The 18,102-nt window shown below is 54.5% G+C and carries 18 protein-coding genes; 11 read left to right on the plus strand and 7 right to left on the minus strand.

Annotation, left to right across the window (positions count from 1 at the left end; translation table 11 throughout):
* The first annotated feature begins 8 nt into the window (after positions 1 to 8).
* From EYC98_RS01345 to EYC98_RS01355, 3 genes are read left to right on the plus strand one after another with little or no spacing between them, the layout of a single operon-like run.
* Positions 9 to 215: a hypothetical protein gene (locus tag EYC98_RS01345; RefSeq protein ID WP_279243501.1), complete on the plus strand. Its 207-nt coding sequence runs from the start codon at positions 9 to 11 to the stop codon at positions 213 to 215.
* Entirely contained in the window at positions 215 to 2,179 is a 1,965-nt protein-coding gene (locus EYC98_RS01350; RefSeq protein WP_279243502.1) for a DUF1631 family protein, read from the plus strand. Before EYC98_RS01345 ends, EYC98_RS01350 begins: the two co-directional genes overlap by 1 nt.
* 3 nt (positions 2,180 to 2,182) lie before the next feature.
* Positions 2,183 to 2,539 carry a PilZ domain-containing protein gene (locus tag EYC98_RS01355; protein WP_279243503.1) on the plus strand — a complete coding sequence of 119 codons (357 nt, stop codon included), beginning with the start codon at positions 2,183 to 2,185 and terminating at the stop codon, positions 2,537 to 2,539.
* Positions 2,540 to 2,543: 4 nt separating this feature from the next.
* Here EYC98_RS01355 and EYC98_RS01360 read toward each other — a convergent pair whose 3' ends face one another.
* Both EYC98_RS01360 and EYC98_RS01365 read right to left on the minus strand, forming a co-directional pair.
* Entirely contained in the window at positions 2,544 to 3,689 is a 1,146-nt protein-coding gene (locus EYC98_RS01360; RefSeq protein WP_279243504.1) for a PilT/PilU family type 4a pilus ATPase, read from the minus strand.
* Positions 3,690 to 3,694: 5 nt separating this feature from the next.
* Positions 3,695 to 4,123, minus strand: coding sequence for a DUF4399 domain-containing protein (locus tag EYC98_RS01365; RefSeq protein ID WP_279243505.1), 429 nt, complete (start codon positions 4,121 to 4,123; stop codon positions 3,695 to 3,697).
* 268 nt (positions 4,124 to 4,391) lie between these two features.
* Here EYC98_RS01365 and EYC98_RS01370 point away from each other — a divergent pair, with 268 nt between their 5' ends.
* The 4 genes from EYC98_RS01370 to EYC98_RS01385 all read left to right on the plus strand — a co-directional run bounded on the left by EYC98_RS01370 (position 4,392) and on the right by EYC98_RS01385 (position 8,281).
* Complete coding sequence (locus tag EYC98_RS01370) at positions 4,392 to 5,471, plus strand: phosphotransferase family protein (RefSeq protein WP_279243506.1); 1,080 nt, start codon at positions 4,392 to 4,394, stop codon at positions 5,469 to 5,471.
* Between the two features lie 111 nt (positions 5,472 to 5,582).
* Complete coding sequence (gshA, locus tag EYC98_RS01375; protein ID WP_279243507.1) at positions 5,583 to 7,178, plus strand: glutamate--cysteine ligase; 1,596 nt, start codon at positions 5,583 to 5,585, stop codon at positions 7,176 to 7,178.
* Positions 7,179 to 7,189: 11 nt separating this feature from the next.
* Positions 7,190 to 7,768 carry an acyl carrier protein phosphodiesterase gene (locus tag EYC98_RS01380; RefSeq protein WP_279243508.1) on the plus strand — a complete coding sequence of 193 codons (579 nt, stop codon included), beginning with the start codon at positions 7,190 to 7,192 and terminating at the stop codon, positions 7,766 to 7,768.
* A 36-nt stretch (positions 7,769 to 7,804) separates the two neighbouring features.
* Complete coding sequence (locus EYC98_RS01385) at positions 7,805 to 8,281, plus strand: Rsd/AlgQ family anti-sigma factor (RefSeq protein ID WP_279243509.1); 477 nt, start codon at positions 7,805 to 7,807, stop codon at positions 8,279 to 8,281.
* A 4-nt stretch (positions 8,282 to 8,285) separates the two neighbouring features.
* Here the strand turns inward: EYC98_RS01385 and EYC98_RS01390 are convergent, their stop codons facing one another.
* From EYC98_RS01390 to EYC98_RS01400, 3 genes are read right to left on the minus strand one after another with little or no spacing between them, the layout of a single operon-like run.
* On the minus strand, positions 8,286 to 9,014 hold the full coding sequence (locus EYC98_RS01390) for a BamJ family beta-barrel-assembly machinery protein (RefSeq protein ID WP_279243510.1): 729 nt from the start codon (positions 9,012 to 9,014) through the stop codon (positions 8,286 to 8,288).
* A 31-nt stretch (positions 9,015 to 9,045) separates the two neighbouring features.
* A complete protein-coding gene (locus tag EYC98_RS01395) occupies positions 9,046 to 9,570 on the minus strand; it encodes a DUF4124 domain-containing protein (protein WP_279243511.1) in 525 nt (174 codons plus the stop codon).
* Positions 9,561 to 10,076 carry a TIGR02444 family protein gene (locus EYC98_RS01400; RefSeq protein WP_279243512.1) on the minus strand — a complete coding sequence of 172 codons (516 nt, stop codon included), beginning with the start codon at positions 10,074 to 10,076 and terminating at the stop codon, positions 9,561 to 9,563. Before EYC98_RS01400 ends, EYC98_RS01395 begins: the two co-directional genes overlap by 10 nt.
* Between EYC98_RS01400 and EYC98_RS01405 the strand changes: the two genes are divergently transcribed.
* On the plus strand, positions 10,075 to 11,988 hold the full coding sequence (locus tag EYC98_RS01405; RefSeq protein ID WP_279243513.1) for an ATP-binding cassette domain-containing protein: 1,914 nt from the start codon (positions 10,075 to 10,077) through the stop codon (positions 11,986 to 11,988). The two genes, EYC98_RS01400 and EYC98_RS01405, sit on opposite strands and share 2 nt — an antisense overlap.
* Positions 11,989 to 12,021: 33 nt before the next feature.
* Here the strand turns inward: EYC98_RS01405 and EYC98_RS01410 are convergent, their stop codons facing one another.
* Positions 12,022 to 12,342: a GIY-YIG nuclease family protein gene (locus tag EYC98_RS01410; protein ID WP_279243514.1), complete on the minus strand. Its 321-nt coding sequence runs from the start codon at positions 12,340 to 12,342 to the stop codon at positions 12,022 to 12,024.
* Between the two features lie 10 nt (positions 12,343 to 12,352).
* Positions 12,353 to 14,488 carry an FAD-dependent oxidoreductase gene (locus EYC98_RS01415; protein ID WP_279243515.1) on the minus strand — a complete coding sequence of 712 codons (2,136 nt, stop codon included), beginning with the start codon at positions 14,486 to 14,488 and terminating at the stop codon, positions 12,353 to 12,355.
* A 177-nt stretch (positions 14,489 to 14,665) separates the two neighbouring features.
* On the opposite strand from EYC98_RS01415, the gene trxA reads away from it, so the two are divergent.
* The 3 genes from trxA (at position 14,666) to ubiD (ending at position 18,051) form a co-directional block, all read left to right on the plus strand.
* Positions 14,666 to 14,992, plus strand: a complete 327-nt coding sequence (gene trxA, locus EYC98_RS01420; protein ID WP_279243516.1) for a thioredoxin TrxA — start codon at positions 14,666 to 14,668, stop codon at positions 14,990 to 14,992.
* A gap of 312 nt (positions 14,993 to 15,304) precedes the next feature.
* The gene (rho, locus tag EYC98_RS01425; protein WP_279243517.1) at positions 15,305 to 16,573 is read left to right on the plus strand and encodes a transcription termination factor Rho; all 1,269 of its coding nucleotides are present in this window, start codon (positions 15,305 to 15,307) and stop codon (positions 16,571 to 16,573) included.
* Positions 16,570 to 18,051, plus strand: coding sequence for a 4-hydroxy-3-polyprenylbenzoate decarboxylase (gene ubiD / locus EYC98_RS01430; RefSeq protein ID WP_279243518.1), 1,482 nt, complete (start codon positions 16,570 to 16,572; stop codon positions 18,049 to 18,051). Before rho ends, ubiD begins: the two co-directional genes overlap by 4 nt.
* Positions 18,052 to 18,102 lie beyond the last annotated feature (51 nt).

Here is an 18,102-nt window from a genome sequence, read left to right on the forward strand (position 1 = left end):
ATCTAACTATGGCATACTACTGCTATGACTGCAGTTTCAGAGGCAAAAAACGCGGCAAAAATGGCCACTGCCCGGCCTGTGATTCTCCCAATTTTAGAGCCGAGAAAGCTGACAAGCAGGAAGAGAAGAACAAGAATCCGGCCTGGCGCCTGGTTCTACTTGTTGCGCTATGGGCTTACCTGATCGGACATATTGCGTGGAAACTCAATAACTGATGACACCGATACCCACCAGCCCCGGCCGTATCATGCAGCACTTGCTGCAGAAGTATCCGCGCAGCACTGAGCCCGATACCGAAACAGATACTGCAACTGTCACCGAACAGGAGTTACTGGACGTTCTACTGACGCTCGGTACCTCAGTCGAGCCCAACGCACCGCTGCGCGCAATAGCTTCAGCTGCACTGCCTGACTCAAACGCACTGGCCGCAGACCAGAGCGCCATTCTTGACTGGCTCGATGCTACATTTGCATCGCTGTCCGCTACACCGCTACTAGACCCCGCTCTGGAATCACGCATTCAGAGCATGCGGTCAGCCTTGGCTGCGCTGGCTATCAGCGAGCGCGATTTCCTGCTCATCGGCAAGCATCCTGTTCACAAGATGCTCGATACGATTTACGAACGCGGCATCGGCTGGCATTCAGGGCTTGAACGCGCCGGCAGAGTTGTCACCGAGAAACTTGATGATATTGAAGCTGCGTTGCATAGCCAGCTCACCAAGCAACCACGCGACCTCGCCCAGCTCAATACTGAATTGAATGAATTTTTTGAGCGTGAAGCCAACGCCTTTAGCCGGATGCGTGAGCGGATCATCGCCACCGAGCAGGGCCGCCTAAAGGCCACTAGTGCACGTACTAGCGTCGCCGATGCTCTCAATGAACTGATGCTGGGCGCTCAGTTTCCAGCCGCAGTGCGCGATTTCCTGCACGGCCCCTGGTTTGATTCCATGCAACTAACCTTAATCAAGCATGGAGGCGACAGCGATCTATGGCACCGCATGTTGAAAATCACCGAAACTCTGGTGTGGACGGTACAGCCATCCGAGGCCATTTCCGACGCCCGACGTCAGCGACTCTACAAAATCATTCCACAGCTACCCCGAGAGCTGAAAGAGCTGCTGGTCAGTCTCGACAACAGTGTTGGCGAAAAAGAGCGTGTGATCGCTCAAATCGAGGAAGTGCACTTCCAGATTTTGCGTAAGCAGCCCCTGGAGCGACTGGAACCGGAGCCGATTTTGAACGGCCCGACAAAAATCAGAACAAGGGTCGCAGAGCAGTTGGTAGAGCAGGTACTGCCGCTGGAAGAGGGGCAGTGGTTCACAATAAATTCTGAACAGGGCGATCAGAGTCGCATCTGTCTGGCGCTGAAGCTCAACGAATACCAACAGATGCTGTTTGTTAATCGGGCCGGCGCCAAGGTGATGCAAAAAACCTTCGAGGAGTTCAGTTATCTTATGTCCAGCGGCGTCGCTGAGACACTACCGAAGCGCGCCGGTTTCAGCACGACATTGCATGCCTGCGCCGGTCTTGAACAGGCCATTGAGAACGAAGACGTCGCCTACAGGAAACCGCGCAAGGCTGTCATTTTCCGTCCTCATACCAAAGCTCCGTCTGCAGCCATGCCAGCGCCTGAGCCAGTGCCAGCGCCTGAGCCAGCGCCTGAGCCAGTGCCTGAAGAAATAGCAGAGCCGAGTATTGCAGCCGCTACCGAACCGGAACAGACAGAAGCTATAGGGCTCACGGCCACCAACCTCACAGAGCAGACGCCGGGACTTTCCGAACCAGCTGACCCCGGTGATACAGAGTCGACAACACTTACCGAGCCACTTGAAAAGACGCCTGACGAACCGGCCGGTATTGAGATTGAAGTATTGGAAGAGCCCCCAGCTGCACAGGAAAAAGCAGAGGCCGTTGCCAGCAAAGACTTGCCCATCGGCAGCTGGATCAAGTTTCATGATACAGACGGTAAACCGGCCAAACTGGCGGTGCGCGTAGAGAGCCTGGACAAATTTATTTTTGTTGACGGCCGTGGTGTAAAAAAACGCGAGTTCAAGGCCGTGCAGCTGCAGCTACTACTGGATTCAGGACGGGCTGAAATTCTGAGCACAACCCCAAATTTCGCTGATACCGTCAGCACTATTGTTAAAGACTTCCGCAGCACTGATAGTGAGGAGAGTTAGATCATGAGCCTTGAAAAGCGTCAGTGGCAGCGTCTCGAAGAGCACAGCACCGTCTTTATCGAAACCCTGTGCGCCGGCGAGCAAACGCTACAGCCGACCGAGATAGTGATTTGCTCGTCTGTGGAAGTGTCTACAACCGGGGTCAGAGTTTGCGTTGATGACGCACTACAGACCGGCTCGATCCTGCAGCTTGGTGTGCAACTGCACGGAGCAGAGCAACCTTTATATCTGGTCGGAGAAGTGCGCTGGTGCGCTGCAGATCCACAGCGCAGCGGCAGCTACACTGTAGGCTTCGAACTAATAGAAAGCGACGGCACCGATTATCTGGCCTGGTGCAATATGGTCAGCTCAGTTCACTAAGCGGTTATTCCTCGATAGACTCTAGACTAAAGCCCATATCATCGTCAGCGTCTTCACCACCCATAGCACCGCCCTCTTTCTCAAACTTGATCCTGAGTCGCACATTGTTGGCTGAGTCTGCGTTCTTCAACGCCTCCTCTTCGGTAATTCGTCCTTCTTTCCAGAGCTTGAAAACCGCACTGTCAAAAGTCTGCATACCGATATTCTCGGACTTCTCCATGATCTCCTTGATGCTTTCAAACTCACCACGGAGCACCATTTCAGAAATGGTCGGAGTACCGAGCATAATTTCGATGGCGGCACAGCGTTTGCCATCTACAGTAGGAATCAATCGCTGCGACACGAAGCAACGAATATTGCTCGACAAATCCATGAGCAACTGCGGGCGACGCTCTTCAGGGAAAAAGTTAATAATGCGGTCCAGTGCCTGGTTCGCGTTATTAGCGTGGAGCGTAGAAATCGCCAGGTGACCGGTTTCGGCGAAGGCCAAGGCGTGCTCCATCGTTTCACGGTCGCGAATCTCACCAATAAGTATCACATCGGGGGCCTGGCGCAAGGTGTTCTTCAGCGCGGCGTGCCAACTACGCGTGTCCACCCCCACTTCACGCTGATTAACGATAGATTTCTTGTGTTTGTGTACGTACTCAACCGGGTCTTCGATGGTAATAATGTGGCCGCCGCTATTACTGTTACGGTAGTCAATCAGTGCTGCGAGTGAGGTCGATTTACCGGAGCCCGTACCACCCACAAACAAGACCAGACCGCGTTTGGTCATCATCACTTCAGGCAAAATTTCGGGCAGGCGGAGATCTTTCCAGAACGGAATTTCGGTAACAATATTACGTGCCACGATGCCAACTTCATTACGTTGCACGAAAATGTTGACGCGGAAACGCCCAATGCCAGCAATCGATATCGCCAGATTCATCTCTAGCTCGCGCTCGAACTCTTCGCGCTGGGTAGGATCCATTATCTCGTAGGCGATAGCCTTGATTTCACCCGGACCCATCATATCCGGAGCAATGGGCTTGAGTACCCCTTGAAACTTGCCGCAGGGCGGCGCTCCCGTGGATAGATACAAATCAGAACCATCCTTGCTGGACAGAATTTCCAGCCAGGGAGTAATTCGCATGTTCTTTTCTTCAGCCATCGTTATTAGCGCACCGTGATTGTAATTTTCTCTGAGATAACCGGCCGCTCATGAGGAATATGCAAAAAGTTTCCCATCAGTAGCTGCAGCGTGTGTGTTCCGGGATCGAGTTCCAACAGTGTCTCAGTCTGGCCGCCACCATAGTGTCGCAGTTGATCGCTTGCAGGCATCGACGCATCCATTGGCGGCAAAGTCTCAAGGTCTATCAACAGGTGGTGATGCCCAGTGCCATTGATATTCACTCCGGCCGGTGCCACGCCCATATTGCTGAGACCAAAACGTACCCGCACCGGGCTGCTAACCACAGCACCATTGGCTGGGCTAATAAAGTAAACACTGGCATCATCAGGAGCGACCGAGCGCTGCTGCGCAAAAGCACCAGATGATCCTGCAACTGCGAACACCATCAGCAGTAAACAACTTAATAAACGCATAGCTTGAACACCGGATTTGAAGAGCCATAAAGTTAAGCCCACTTTATCAGCTTCTGATGCGGGTTCACATGCCATCTTTTGTGAGCAGCATTGCAAAATCAGGTGTTTAGGGCGCCACAATCGGTGAAAAACACCGTCAAACAGCTATTTGTTGCAGGCATTCCCGCAACGCTCGACTCTGCCAGAAACAGCAAAGCAGACTCTTTTAAAACCTGCACGACTTTTGCATACTGTCTTGCTTCCAACAAAATGCTAACAGGACCTACACGTGAAAGACGAACGCCCAACGCCATTGCTGGAAAACCCTCAGCTCACACAACAGAAACTGGCGGCCTGGTTCAGCCAGCGTAAAGGTACCCAGGTTAAGGTTTCAGAATTCCATATTCCTGAGGCCACCGGCATGTCCAACGTGACACTGCTGTTTGATATTCATTGGCAGGAGGGCGGTATCACACTAACAGAGCCCTGCGTCGGCCGACTGCAACCGGAAATAGAACGTCCTGTATTTCCAGCCTATGATCTGAGCCTGCAATACCGCGTCATGAAAACCCTGAACGAGAACACTGACATCCCAGCACCAGATATGCGCGGCCTTGAAATGGATACCTCGATACTCGGCGTACCCTTTTACATCATGAAAAAAACCGAGGGACGTATACCCACGGATATGCCTCCTTACAACATGGACGGCTGGATGATGCATGAGACCAGCCTGCAGCAGCGCGAAAACCTATGGTTTGCAGGCATCGACACCATGGCTCGTTTTCATAAACTGGATCATGAATCGCTGGGCTTCGCCGATATGAATCAGCCCGAGTTAGGTGACACACCGTTGCAGCAACAGCTCTCCTACTGGGAAAACTACCTGGAATGGGGCATGGAGGGACGGGGTCACCCACTGGCGCAGTCCGCACTGCAGTGGCTGCGGGACAATCAGCCCAGCAACGAAATTACCAAGCTGTGCTGGGGAGACTCACGACTCGCCAACCTCATTTTTACCGAGGACTGCTCAGCGGTAGCCGCTGTACTGGACTGGGAAATGGCGGTACTGGGTAACCCCATGCAGGATCTCGCCTGGTACTGCTATATCGACAGCTCTTTTGCAGATGGCCTGGGACTCGAGCGACTTGAAGGGCTGCCCAGCTATGCAGCAACGGTTGAGCGCTGGCATTCGGTAACCGGTTATCCCGTTGATGATTACGACTACTATCGGCTGTTCGCTGCCATGCGCTACGGCCTGATACTGTCACGTATTATGGTGGCACAAGATCAGGAGTCGGAAATTCACAGCAACTTCGCCTGCCAACTGCTGCAACGCACTCTGCAGGAAGTGGCTGCTATTGGCTGAACAGCGGCGCAACAACGGGCGGCCAAGCTGGACAGGACTGCAGTCTTGTAATCGAACTGACAATACCCGTACACTTGCCGACCTCGCCAAACCCGCACCAGGGGACTAGCATTGACAGCAACACTTGAAAGGCGTCTGGCCGAGTTGACCGACGGCGCACAGGTCTCATCTCTAACCGGCATTCAGCGCGGCCTCGAAAAAGAGAGCCTGCGCATTAACAGCGCCGGCAAATTGGCTCAGACACCGCACCCCGTCGAGCTGGGTGCAGCGCTGACCCATCCCTACATCACCACGGACTATTCGGAAGCGCTGCTAGAGTTTATTACTCCCGTCAGCACGAGCATCTCCGCTACGCTGGAGACTCTCGAGACTATTCACCGTTATACCTACGCCCATATTGACGATGAATTACTGTGGGGCGCGAGTATGCCCTGCATCCTGGAAGGCGACGCCAGCATACCGGTCGCCGACTACGGCACCTCCAACGTCGGCACCATGAAAACGGTATACCGGCTAGGACTTGGGCATCGCTACGGCCGATTGATGCAGACTATAGCCGGCATTCACTACAACTTTTCCATGCCCGACGCTTACTGGGCCGACGCTCAGCGCGCCGATGACAACAGTGAACCACTGCAGGACTACATCAGTAATCGCTACTTGGGACTGATACGCAACTTTCAACGCCACTCGTGGCTGCTGATCTATCTATTCGGAGCATCACCGGCGGTTTGTAAGAGTTTTCTGCGCGGTAATGCTGAGCATAACCTGGAAGCGTTTGATGAACAGGGAAAGAGTATGCACCTGCCCTGGGCCACGTCACTGCGTATGGGCGACCTCGGCTACCAAAGCAACGCTCAGCGCGACCTGGAAGTCTGCTACAACAACCTGCACAAATACATCGATGACCTGTGCAATGCCATCACCCGCAATCATCCAGCCTATGAAACAATAGGTGTGGGTACCCCTGAAGCCAGAAAGCAACTCAATACTGGTTTGCTACAAATCGAAAACGAGTTCTATTCGTCGATTCGCCCGAAGCGTGTCGCCGCTTCGGGAGAAACCTCGCTGGGTGCCCTGCGGCGCGGTGGCATAGAGTATATTGAAGTACGCTGTATTGATGTAAACCCCTATTGCAGCGTCGGCATAGACGCTGCCCAAATTCGTTTTCTGGATATTTTTCTGCTCTACTGCCTACTCGAGGACAGTCCGGCCTGTGAAGCTCCCGAGCGACAACTGCAAGCAGAGAACATTCGTCGGGTGGTAAATCGCGGCCGTGAACCGGGTCTTTTGCTACAAACCAATGCCGGTGACACCAGCTTGCAAGACTTGGCCAAGCAACTGCTAACGGACATGCAGAGTATTGCCACAAGCCTGGATCAGGCGCACCAGAGCAGTGACTACAGCGCGACGCTGACAGACCAGCGGGGTAAGGTCGTAGATAGCACCAAGACACCTTCAGCCATGTTGCTAGAGGAGATGAAGGAGCGCGAGCTGCCCTTCTTCCGCCTCGCCATGAGTTATAGCGAAAACTGGGCCAAGGCATTTCGGAGTAATCCTCTGGAGGCCGAGGCAGCTGAAGTTTTTGCTAAGGCAGCGCGAGATTCCCTCGCCCGCCAAACCGAAATCGAAGCCACTGACAGCGTCGACTTCAATACCTACGTGCAGAATTACTACGAGCAATATAAGACTCTGGCCAAGAGCTGAGCCGAAGGCCTATGAATTACCTCGCCCATTTTCATCTCGCCTGGCCAGATGAACAACTGGTACTGGGTGGTCTGGAAGGCGATTTTTATCGGGGCCTGCTGCGCGGCGATTTACCGGAGCGTCTGGAAGCGGGCATCGCGCTGCACCGAGCCATTGATGCTTACACTGATTCCCACCATGCTGTAGCAGAATTGAGACGGCAGTTCCCCAGCTCACTGCGACGCTTCGCCGGCATTCTCATTGATCTGAGCTTTGACCACAGTCTCAGCCAGCATTGGGCACGCTACAGTGCACTGCCGCTGCAGGAGTTTAACCAACAGGTAGTGCAAATACTGGCTAGCAATCTCGCCCTGCTCTCTACAGATGCTGCCGCCATGGCACAACGAATCGAACAATATGACATTCTGTCACTCTACCAGCACTGGGAGACGGTACCACGCAGTGCTGCCCGCATTGGCGAACGCTTTGCGCGCGAAAACCCGTTTCTGGAAATTGATGACATTCTGCGCGAACTGCAGCCCGCCATTGACCGGACATTCCTGGCCTTTTATCCCGATTTAGTAGAGTTTAGCCGTCAGCAAAGACTCTGATACCATCGGCAGACGAATTCTTTCCAGTGAGGCAATATGCAAGAATCTTTCACGGACAATAAGGCGCGCTGGGGCGCAGTCGAGGTGTTGCTACAAAAGTGGCTGCGTGAGCGCCGCGAGATTCTGGTCAATTATGCGTTACTCGCTGCACGCTTCAGCGAAAATACCGCGGCCCAAGAGGAACAGCAGGACACCCTGCGTGAGCTCTGCCAATTGCTGGTGGATTATGTTTCGGTCGGACACTTCGAGGTGTTTCACGAACTGTTGTGTGAAGCTGAGGCATTCGCGGACGGCAGCAATAAGCTCGCCAGCGACATCATTCCCAGCATTGGTGACACCACTGAGGTGATTCTCGGATTTGAAGAGAAGTATGCCCTTATGGAGCCCAGTCGCGGCGGTTACACCGAGGATTTATCGCTACTGGGAGAAATACTGGAGCGCAGGTTTGAGTTGGAAGACCGCCTGATTGTCGGCCTTCACCAAACCCATGCCCGCGCTGCAAGCAACAGCTAATGACTTACTCTGCTGCGGGTGCTTCAATACCGATCAGCTCGACATCAAAAATGAGTGTCGAGTTAGGACCAATAGGCCCGCCACCGGATACGCCATAGGCAAGCTCAGCCGGGATAAATAGCTGCCACTTGCTGCCTACAGACATCAGTTGCAAGGCTTCGGTCCAGCCAGGTATGACCTGAGTGACGCCAAACTTGACGGTCTGGTTACGAGAATAAGAGCTATCAAACTCGGTACCATCGAGCAGTGTCCCGCGGTAGTGCACTTCTACTGTATCGGCTGCACTGGGGCTTACACCATCACCGGCCTGCAGCTCGCGATATTGCAAGCCACTATCCAGTACTACCACACCTTCAGCCTGAGCATTGTCAGCCAAAAATGCCATGCCTTGTTCTGCATTGACCATCGCAACTTGCTGCATTTCGATTTCACGCTGCTGATTACTGGACTCCTGATAAGTTTGCAGCTCAGTCATCATTTCTTCCTGGGTCATCAGGCCTGGTGAGCCGTTCAACGCGTCCTTGACGCCGGCTACGAAAGCGGGCACATCCACAGGAACGCCGTCACTCTTAAAGCGCTGTCCCAGGTTAAAGGCCAGACCGTAGCTCAAACGCTGCTCGACGGTCTCAAGTACCACCGGCTGCTCAACAACCTCTGCTTCCTGAGCCGGTTGGTTACAGGCAGTCAAAAGTAATGCTGCGACCGCTAGCATCGCGTAATTCAGTTTCTTCATAGTTAGTTCCAGATTAGTCAATGGGATTAGGCTAGAGCTCGGCACCCATGCGGCGGCGATGCGCTTCCTCCAGCTGTTGCTCAAGCGCCTCGCGCGAAACAGCGCCGGGTACGTTTTGCAAGGGCACTATCTTACTATCCATAGGCGTCTGAGCACCAGACCCGTTGTCGCTACTGGCGGGCTGTATGCGGTTGGATATAACGGGCAGCGCGCGCGGCGCCACTTGGTCGTCATCGGCTGGTGCCTGATCGGAAAAATGCCAGACCCCTTGCTGATCCTGCCACCGGTAATACGGGTCCGAGTCGGCTTCCAAGCCAGGCAATGTTTGCCCTGCTGACACGACTCCATCTGGCTCATCCCGGAATATCTCGATATCAGGGATTTCTAAACCTGCCAAACCCAAGCTTTCCAAGGTCGGCAGGCGCCAGCCTTTGGGATCCAACCAGTCCGAGGGCTGCATCACCGGCGTGCCATCGGGCCCAGGCACTACCATCGGTAATACTAATAACAGCATTACCAATACCAGCATCAAACGGGTGAACAGCTTCAGTCGCACTCCAAACTAGCTCCAATATTCTCCTGCAGAACCTGCAGCATCTTCCACAAAGATTGCTCGGTAGCTGAATCAAGTGCAGCATAGCGGCAGTAGGCTCTAGCATTCGCCGCACTATGATCTTGCGACGAAACAGGCTCGCCGATCGAGCTAGCTTTGAATATAAGTGTTTGCTGAAACCGTTCGGCCTCCAGCTCCGCCGTCAGCAGGTTCTCTCGCAGAGCGGCTTGATCAGGTTCTTTAGGCAAACCCTGACGCACCATGCGTAATGGCAGTATCACTTGTTGACGCCATGGCTCGACCAAAGTCTGCAGCTGTTCCAGGTCAGCCAAATCTATTGGCACTCCCTGCGCTGACCGCCAGCCTACCCAGAGCACCATATTGACGTCACAGTCGTGTTGCTCCTGAAGTTGCAGGCAAAACGATGCAACATCAGCCACTGTCCAGGCCAACTGGCTAAAACGCCAAAATGGATTAGTCTCCTGCATGTGGGTAAGATTCGCGTCCATGATTATATTGCGTAATATTAGTTTAAGACGCGGCAGCAAAACACTGCTAAATAACGTCGAATTAACTATCCAGCCCGGCCAACGCATTGCGCTTACCGGCGCCAACGGCTGCGGAAAATCCAGTCTATTCGCGCTACTGCAAGGTGAACTGGGCGCGGACACCGGTGCTATTGAAGGGCTGGACTCAATGCGCATGGCGAGTATGGCCCAGGAAGTCAGCGCCACCAGCGAAAACGCCCGCGACTATCTGATTGGCGGCAATACCGAAGTATTTGCGCTACGCCAGCAATTGCAGGCAGCTGAACAGGCGGAGGATTTTGCCCGGGTCGGGCAGATTCACAACGAGCTGGAAGCCTGCGATGGTTATGACGTAGAGCGTCAGGCCGATCTGTTGCTGGCGGGCCTGGGTTTTGCAACCGACGACAGCGCGCGATCGGTGAAAGATTTTTCCGGCGGCTGGCGCATTCGTCTTAACCTGGGTAGAGCGCTGATGTGCCCGTCAGACATCTTGCTACTGGACGAACCCACCAACCACCTCGACCTCGATGCCACCGTCTGGCTACAGCAGTGGCTGGTAGCCTACCGCGGCACTCTGATCATGGTCTCGCACGACCGCGACTTTATCGACGCCACCTGTCAGCAGATTGTGCATATGGAGCAGCAGGGACTGCAGCTCTATAAAGGTAATTATTCAGCGTTTGAGCGACAACGGGCGGAACGGCTGGCCAATCAACAGGCTACCTATGCTCGTCAGCAACAACGCGTCTCTGAAATCGACGACTTTGTCCGCCGCTTCCGCTACAAAGCCACCAAAGCCAAACAGGCGCAGAGTCGGCTCAAAGAGCTGGAGCGCATGCAGCTGATTGCTCCTGCCCATATCGACTCACCCTTTAGATTCCGTTTTCCAGAGGCCGCGCGCGCCAGCGACCCCATGTTGAAACTGGACAAAGCCAGGCTGGGTCACGGCGACACAGTGGTGCTTAGCCAGGTCGATCTGGTGCTACGACCCGGTAGCCGTATCGGCTTGTTGGGCCGCAACGGCGCTGGCAAATCGACTTTGCTCAAGTCACTAACAGGGGTTTTGCCGCTACTGGCCGGAGAGCGTTTCACCGGTCCCCACTGCAGTATTGGCTATTTCGACCAGCAACAATTGGAAGCTCTTGACCTGCAAGCCAGCGCGGCGCTGCACTTACAGCGGGCACGCCCGCAGGCGCGGGAACAGGAAGTACTAGACTTTATTGGCGGCTTCGATTTTCGTGGTGACAACGCCACCAAACCTATTGCGCCTTTTTCAGGCGGTGAAAAGGCCAGGCTAGCGCTGGCATTAATTGTGTGGCAACAGCCTAACTTACTCATACTCGATGAACCCACCAACCACCTCGATATGGAAATGCGTCATGCCCTGACCATGGCGCTGCAGGAGTACACCGGCGCCGTAGTGCTGGTCACACACGATCGTCATCTGCTGCGTAATACCGTAGAGGAGCTACTGCTGGTGCACGACGGCGGCGTGGATGTATACGAGGATGACGTAGCCGCTTACGAAAAGTGGATCCTGCAGCAGAACCCGGATGCCCGACCCCAGCAACGTGAAATGCACGCCGCGCCGGTGACTGAAACCGCCGCCACCAGGAAGCAACAGCGCAAGGAATCCGCGGAGCAGAGGGAGAAACTCAAACCGCTGCGTAGCGCTATAGCGCGCGCGGAAACACAGATGGACAAAGCCTCGACGGCGCTGGCGGCAATCGAAGCACGTCTGTCGGAACCCAGCCTTTATGAAGAGTCGAACAAGGCGGAGCTGGCTGACCTGGTCTGGGAGCAGGGTAAACTGCGCAACGAGGCGGAACAGCTAGAGGAGAGCTGGTTAGAGTTTCACCAGGAGTTGGAAGACCTGGAGCAAAGTACGGTCTAGACGCTAGTTAAGCTGCGCTGCCTGGAGATTTCCTCACTCTGAAATTCCACCGAGCACATGAATACTGGCACTGCAGTCATCGCCAGCTGCTGCCATATCCAGCTTTTGCTGCCGTGTTAATTGCTTGATCTCTGCCTCTCGACGCTGGGCGGCACTGCGGTCGCTACAGGGCTGTTGCCAAACCAACACCGATGGGCGCCGACCACGCGTGTAGCGGGCACCGCCGACCAACTCTCCGTTGTGCTGCCGAAGCCGGCGCAAGGGGTCGGTCGCTACACCCGTATAGAAACTACCGTCAGCGCAGCGCAACAGATAAACCCACCAGCCACCAGCACTGTCTGCCGAAGCCGTCATTGAGCAGGCCTCAGCGCCTGCGCCAGGTATGAAAATGCTCTACCCACTGCAGCAAGCGCTCGGGTTTGTGGGCCTTACGCCACTCACTGGCGGCAAATTTGTTGGCCTCGGCCAATGTTGGGTAGACGTGCACAGTACCCAGTATTTTGTTCAGACCAAGACCATGCTTCATCGCCAAAACGTACTCGGCCAGCAGCTCAGCAGCGTGATAGCCCACAATAGTGACTCCCAGTATTTTGTCCTTACCGGGCGGTGTCAGCACTTTTACAAAGCCGTGACCTTCGCCATCAGCAATGGCGCGATCCAGATCATCAATGTCGTAGCGGGTCACCTCGACCTTAATCCCCTGGGCATTGGCATCGGCTTCATTCAGGCCCACTCTGGCGACTTCGGGAGAAGTAAAGGTCGCCCAGGGCACCACCGAGTAGTCAACCTCGAAGCGCTTATAGCCTCCAAACAGGCAATTGACGGTGGCAAACCAGGCCTGATGACTGGCCATATGAGTAAATTGATAGGGACCGGCCACATCACCGGCGGCGTATACACCTGGCACCGTGGTGCAAAGATACTCGTCAACTTCCAGCGTACCGGTATCGCTCAGCCCAACTCCCAGCTCTTCCAACCCCATACCCTCAACATTGGCGCGCCGCCCCAAAGCTACCAACACCCGATCGTAACTGACGCTGACGCGATCGCCGGCGTAGTCAAATTCGGCGCTGCAGCCACTTTCATCTTGAGCGAACTGCACGGCGCGGTGATTGACCAGCACACTGACACCACATGCCTGCAACGCCTCATGCACCAGCGCCGAGACCTCAGAGTCTTCGCGCGGTAACACCTGCGGCGCCATATCTACCAATGTCACCGCACTGCCCAAGCTGGCAAAACTCTGCGCCAATTCACAACCAATCGGTCCCGCGCCCATAACCAACAGACGCTGCGGTAGCTCAGTTAGCCCCCATATAGTGTCCGAGGTTAGATAGTCCTGCTCGGCCAACCCTGGTATCGGCGGCACCAGCGGCCGCGCACCGCTGGCGATAATGATATTGCGCGCACTGCGCACTTCATCACCAATTTTGACTTCCCAGGGTGAGATCAAACGTGCCTCGCCAGCAATGCAGTTAACCCCCAGCGAGGTAAAACGCTCCACCGAATCATGCGGCTCTATGCGCGCAATAACCGATTTCACCCGCTGCATGACTTCGGGGAATTCTACCGCCACCTGCACAGGTGCCAGCCCAAACTCAGGGGCACGGCGCATATACTCGGCGATACGCGCACTGCGAATCAGCGCCTTGCTCGGCACACAACCGGTATTGAGGCAGTCTCCGCCCATCTTGTCCCGCTCCACCAGGGACACCTTGGCCTTCACCGTTGCCGCTATTAACGCTGCCACCAGCCCCGCCGAACCAGCTCCGATCACCAGCACGTTGTCATCAAACACCTTGGGGCGCTTGAACTTGCCTAGAATGCGGCGACTGCGCACCCAGACCAGCACGCGCTGCGCCAGCAAGGGAAAAAGACCCAGCAGCACAAAACTGCCGATTAACCCAGGTGACAGAATCCCTTCCAGACCCTCCAACTGGCCCAGCTGGGTGCCGGCATTAACAAACACAGCAGTTGCCGGCAGCATGCCAAGTTGACTCACCCAGTAGAAGCGACGCAACGAAATTGGCAACAATCCCATCACCAGGTTAATCACGAAAAACGGGAACAGCGGCACCAGCCTCAGGCCAAACAGATACAAGGCGCCCTCACGGGCGAAACCGGCGTTGACCGACTTCAACGGCTCCTGAAACCGGCCCTGCACCCAGTCACGCAGCAGAATCCTTGCTACCAGACAGGCCAGAGTGGCGCCAATACTGCTGGCAAAGGAGACCAGCAACAATCCATACCAAAAACCAAACAGCGCGCCACCGGCCAGCGTCATAACGGCGGCACCGGGCAGTGACAGAGCGGTCACCGCGATATACACCAGCATATAGAGCAAGCCAGCCAGCAGCGGATTGGCAGCGTAGAACTCTGCCAGACTGTCGAGTTGCTGCTGCAGGTTGTCTACCTGCAGGAATCTGCCCAGATCAAGCGCAAACCAGGCTCCGATGCCCAGTACCAATACCAAGAACGTGATTTTTTGCTTCGTGTTCAATACCCATCTCCCTTGCTGTGTCGCCGCCAGATGTTATACCAATTCCAACTAAGTTGATGACAAAAAACTCTAGCGTCAGCTCTCCTTCGCACTTGTGCGTCTCCGGCACAGTGGTATTATTCTGCCCTCAAACCACGCAACGCTTGCTGGCGGCATGAGCCAGTTATGGAGAACACGATGAGCGAACACATCCAGCACGTTTCTGATGACAGTTTTGATAAAGACGTACTCAATGCCGATATCCCCGTACTGGTAGATTTCTGGGCCGAGTGGTGTGGTCCCTGCAAAATGATCGCGCCCGTATTGAGCGAGATTGCCGATGAGTACGCTGGCCGACTCAAAGTCTGTAAAGTAGACGTAGATGCAAACCCAGAAATTCCGCCAAAATTTGGCATTCGCGGCATTCCTACCTTAATCCTGTTCAAGGACGGCAATGCTGAAGCAACAAAAGTTGGCGCCTTGTCGAAGACCCAACTCATGGAATTTGTCAACGAATCGATCTAGTCAAATTTGCCGGGGGCTATAGACGCCCCCCCATACCCGTGCTACATTTCTGTTGCTGCCCTATTCTTTTGCAGCCTAAAACCCAATAACAAGCAACCAGAACCTCGCATATCATCATCGCGGGGCACTCACGGAAGCCGTTATAAACCTGAAGCCGTTGTAAAACTTAAGTCGTTATCAGCCATCCGTCGCTCTCCATTTGCGCACTGGCCGCAAGCGGCTGAAACCCCCGGCATCAATTCCGATTCCATATCGCGCAGTAACATTCCAAATAGCGCACCCCAACTTCTGAGATAACTTCTTATACTTCCTATGAATCTGACTGACCTAAAAACAAAATCAACCCAGGAACTCATCGACATTGCCAAGGAAATTGGCATCGACAATGTCGGGCGTACTCGTAAACAAGATATCATTTTCAATATCCTGAAGCGTCACGCTAAAAGTGGTGAGGATATCTATGGCGATGGCGTGCTGGAGATACTTCAGGACGGCTTCGGCTTCCTGCGCTCCGCCGAAGGCTCATATCTGGCCGGACCGGACGATATTTATGTTTCACCCAGTCAGATAAGACGCTTTAACTTGCGCACCGGTGACACGGTTACTGGAAAGATTCGACCCCCGAAAGACAGTGAGCGCTATTTTGCCCTGCTCAAGGTCGATGAGGTCAACTTTGATAAGCCGGAAAACTCCAAGCACAAGATTCTGTTCGAAAACCTGACACCCCTGTTTCCCAACAAGCGCCTGCAATTGGAAAAAGGTAATGGCAGTACAGAAGATCTCACGGGTCGCATCATTGATCTGGTCGCACCCATCGGCAAAGGCCAGCGCGGTCTGCTGGTAGCACCGCCGAAAGCCGGTAAAACTATCATGATGCAGAATATCGCCCAGGCGATTATCAGCAATAACCCCGAATGCGATGTAATTGTGTTGTTGATCGATGAGCGTCCGGAAGAAGTCACCGAGATGCAACGTTCGGTAGGTGCCCAGGGCGCTGAAGTGGTTGCGTCAACCTTCGATGAGCCTCCTTCGCGCCATGTTCAGGTAGCCGATATGGTCATCGAGAAGGCCAAGCGACTGGTAGAACATAAGCGCGATGTGATTATTCTGCTCGACTCTATTACCCGTCTGGCCAGAGCCTACAACACGGTCATCCCAAGTTCTGGCAAAGTCCTTACCGGTGGCGTCGACGCCCATGCACTGGAACGTCCCAAGCGCTTTTTCGGCGCGGCAAGAAATATTGAAGAAGGCGGCAGTCTGTCGATTATTGCAACAGCCCTGGTGGATACTGGCTCCAAGATGGACGAAGTGATCTACGAGGAGTTCAAAGGCACCGGTAATATGGAGCTGCATCTGGACCGCAAGATTTCGGAGAAACGAATTTACCCCTCAATCAATATTCGTCGCTCCGGCACCCGTCGCGAAGACCTGTTGACCGGTGAAGATGAATTGCAGCGCATGTGGATTCTGCGCAAGTTGTTACATGGTATGGAAGACACCGCAGCCGTTGAGTTCCTGCTCGACAAGTTACGTGGTTCCAAGACCAACGAAGAATTCTTCCTCTCAATGAAACGTAAGTGAAGTATAAAGACCTACGAGAATTCATTCAGCACCTGGAAGCACGCGGTGAGCTAAAGCGGATCACGGTTGAGGTAGACCCTTACCTTGAAATGACCGAAATCTGTGACCGCACCCTTAAGCAGGGTGGCCCAGCGCTGCTGTTTGAAAATCCGCGCGGCTACAACACACCGGTACTGGCCAACCTGTTCGGCACTGAACTGCGGGTAGCCTTGGGCATGGGCCAGGAAAGTCTGACCGCATTACGTGAGGTCGGCGAACTGCTGGCCTATCTGCGCCAGCCCGACCCGCCCAAGGGGTTACGTGATGCCTGGGACAAGATGCCCGTACTGAAACAAGTACTGAACATGGCGCCCAAGCTTCTCAACAACGCTCCCTGCCAACATCATGTGAAGCAAGGCGACGACGTTGACCTGACTACCCTACCTATTCAAACCTGTTGGCCAGGTGACGCAGGCCCACTGGTCACTTGGCCTCTGGTGATTACCCGCGGACCCAACAAAGAACGCCAGAATCTTGGCATTTACCGGATGCAACTGCTGGGCAAGAACAAGCTCATCATGCGCTGGTTGTCACACCGTGGCGGCGCACTGGATTATCGGGAATGGCAGCAGACCAATCCCGGCGAGCGCTATCCGGTTGCGGTGGCACTGGGCGCCGACCCAGCGACTACCCTGGGCGCAGTTACCCCGGTCCCGGATGGCATCTCAGAATACGCCTTTGCCGGGCTACTGCGCGGCGCTAAAACAGAACTGGTACGCTGCTACTCCCCAGCGTGTCGCGAGCATGATCTGCAAGTACCGGCAACGGCGGAATATATACTGGAAGGCTACCTGGAGCCCGGCGAAGAGGCCGAGGAAGGTCCGTTTGGTGATCACACCGGCTACTATAACGAAGTAGACAAGTTTCCCGTTTTTACAGTGGATACCATTACCCACCGTGAAAACCCCATCTATCACAGCACCTACACCGGCCGGCCGCCGGATGAACCTTCTATTCTGGGTCTAGCACTGAACGAAGTGTTTATCCCGATCCTGCAGAAGCAGTTTCCGGAAATCGTCGATTTTTATCTGCCGCCGGAGGGCTGCTCCTATCGACTAGCAGTCATCACCATGCGTAAAGAGTACCCGGGGCATGCCAAACGCGTGATGATGGGAGCCTGGTCATTCCTGCGCCAATTCATGTATACCAAATTCCTCATCGTGACGGATGATGACGTCAACGCCCGCAACTGGGACGATGTAATCTGGGCAATGACCACGCGCATGGACCCACAGCGGGACTGTGTGATGATTGAAAACACACCTATCGACTATCTCGACTTTGCCTCACCCGTATCAGGGCTGGGATCCAAGATTGGCATGGACGCGACCAATAAATGGCCCGGTGAAACCACCCGCGAGTGGGGTGAACCTATCGCGCAGGATCCTGCCGTCAAGCAACACATTGACGACATCTGGGCACAACTTGGTATCGATTGATGGTAGTCTCTAGCGCAAAACCGGTTAGAGCATTCAGCAGCACGGGACCCC

Source organism: Candidatus Litorirhabdus singularis, from assembly GCF_026262625.1.
GTDB lineage: Bacteria > Pseudomonadota > Gammaproteobacteria > Pseudomonadales > Halieaceae > Litorirhabdus > Litorirhabdus singularis.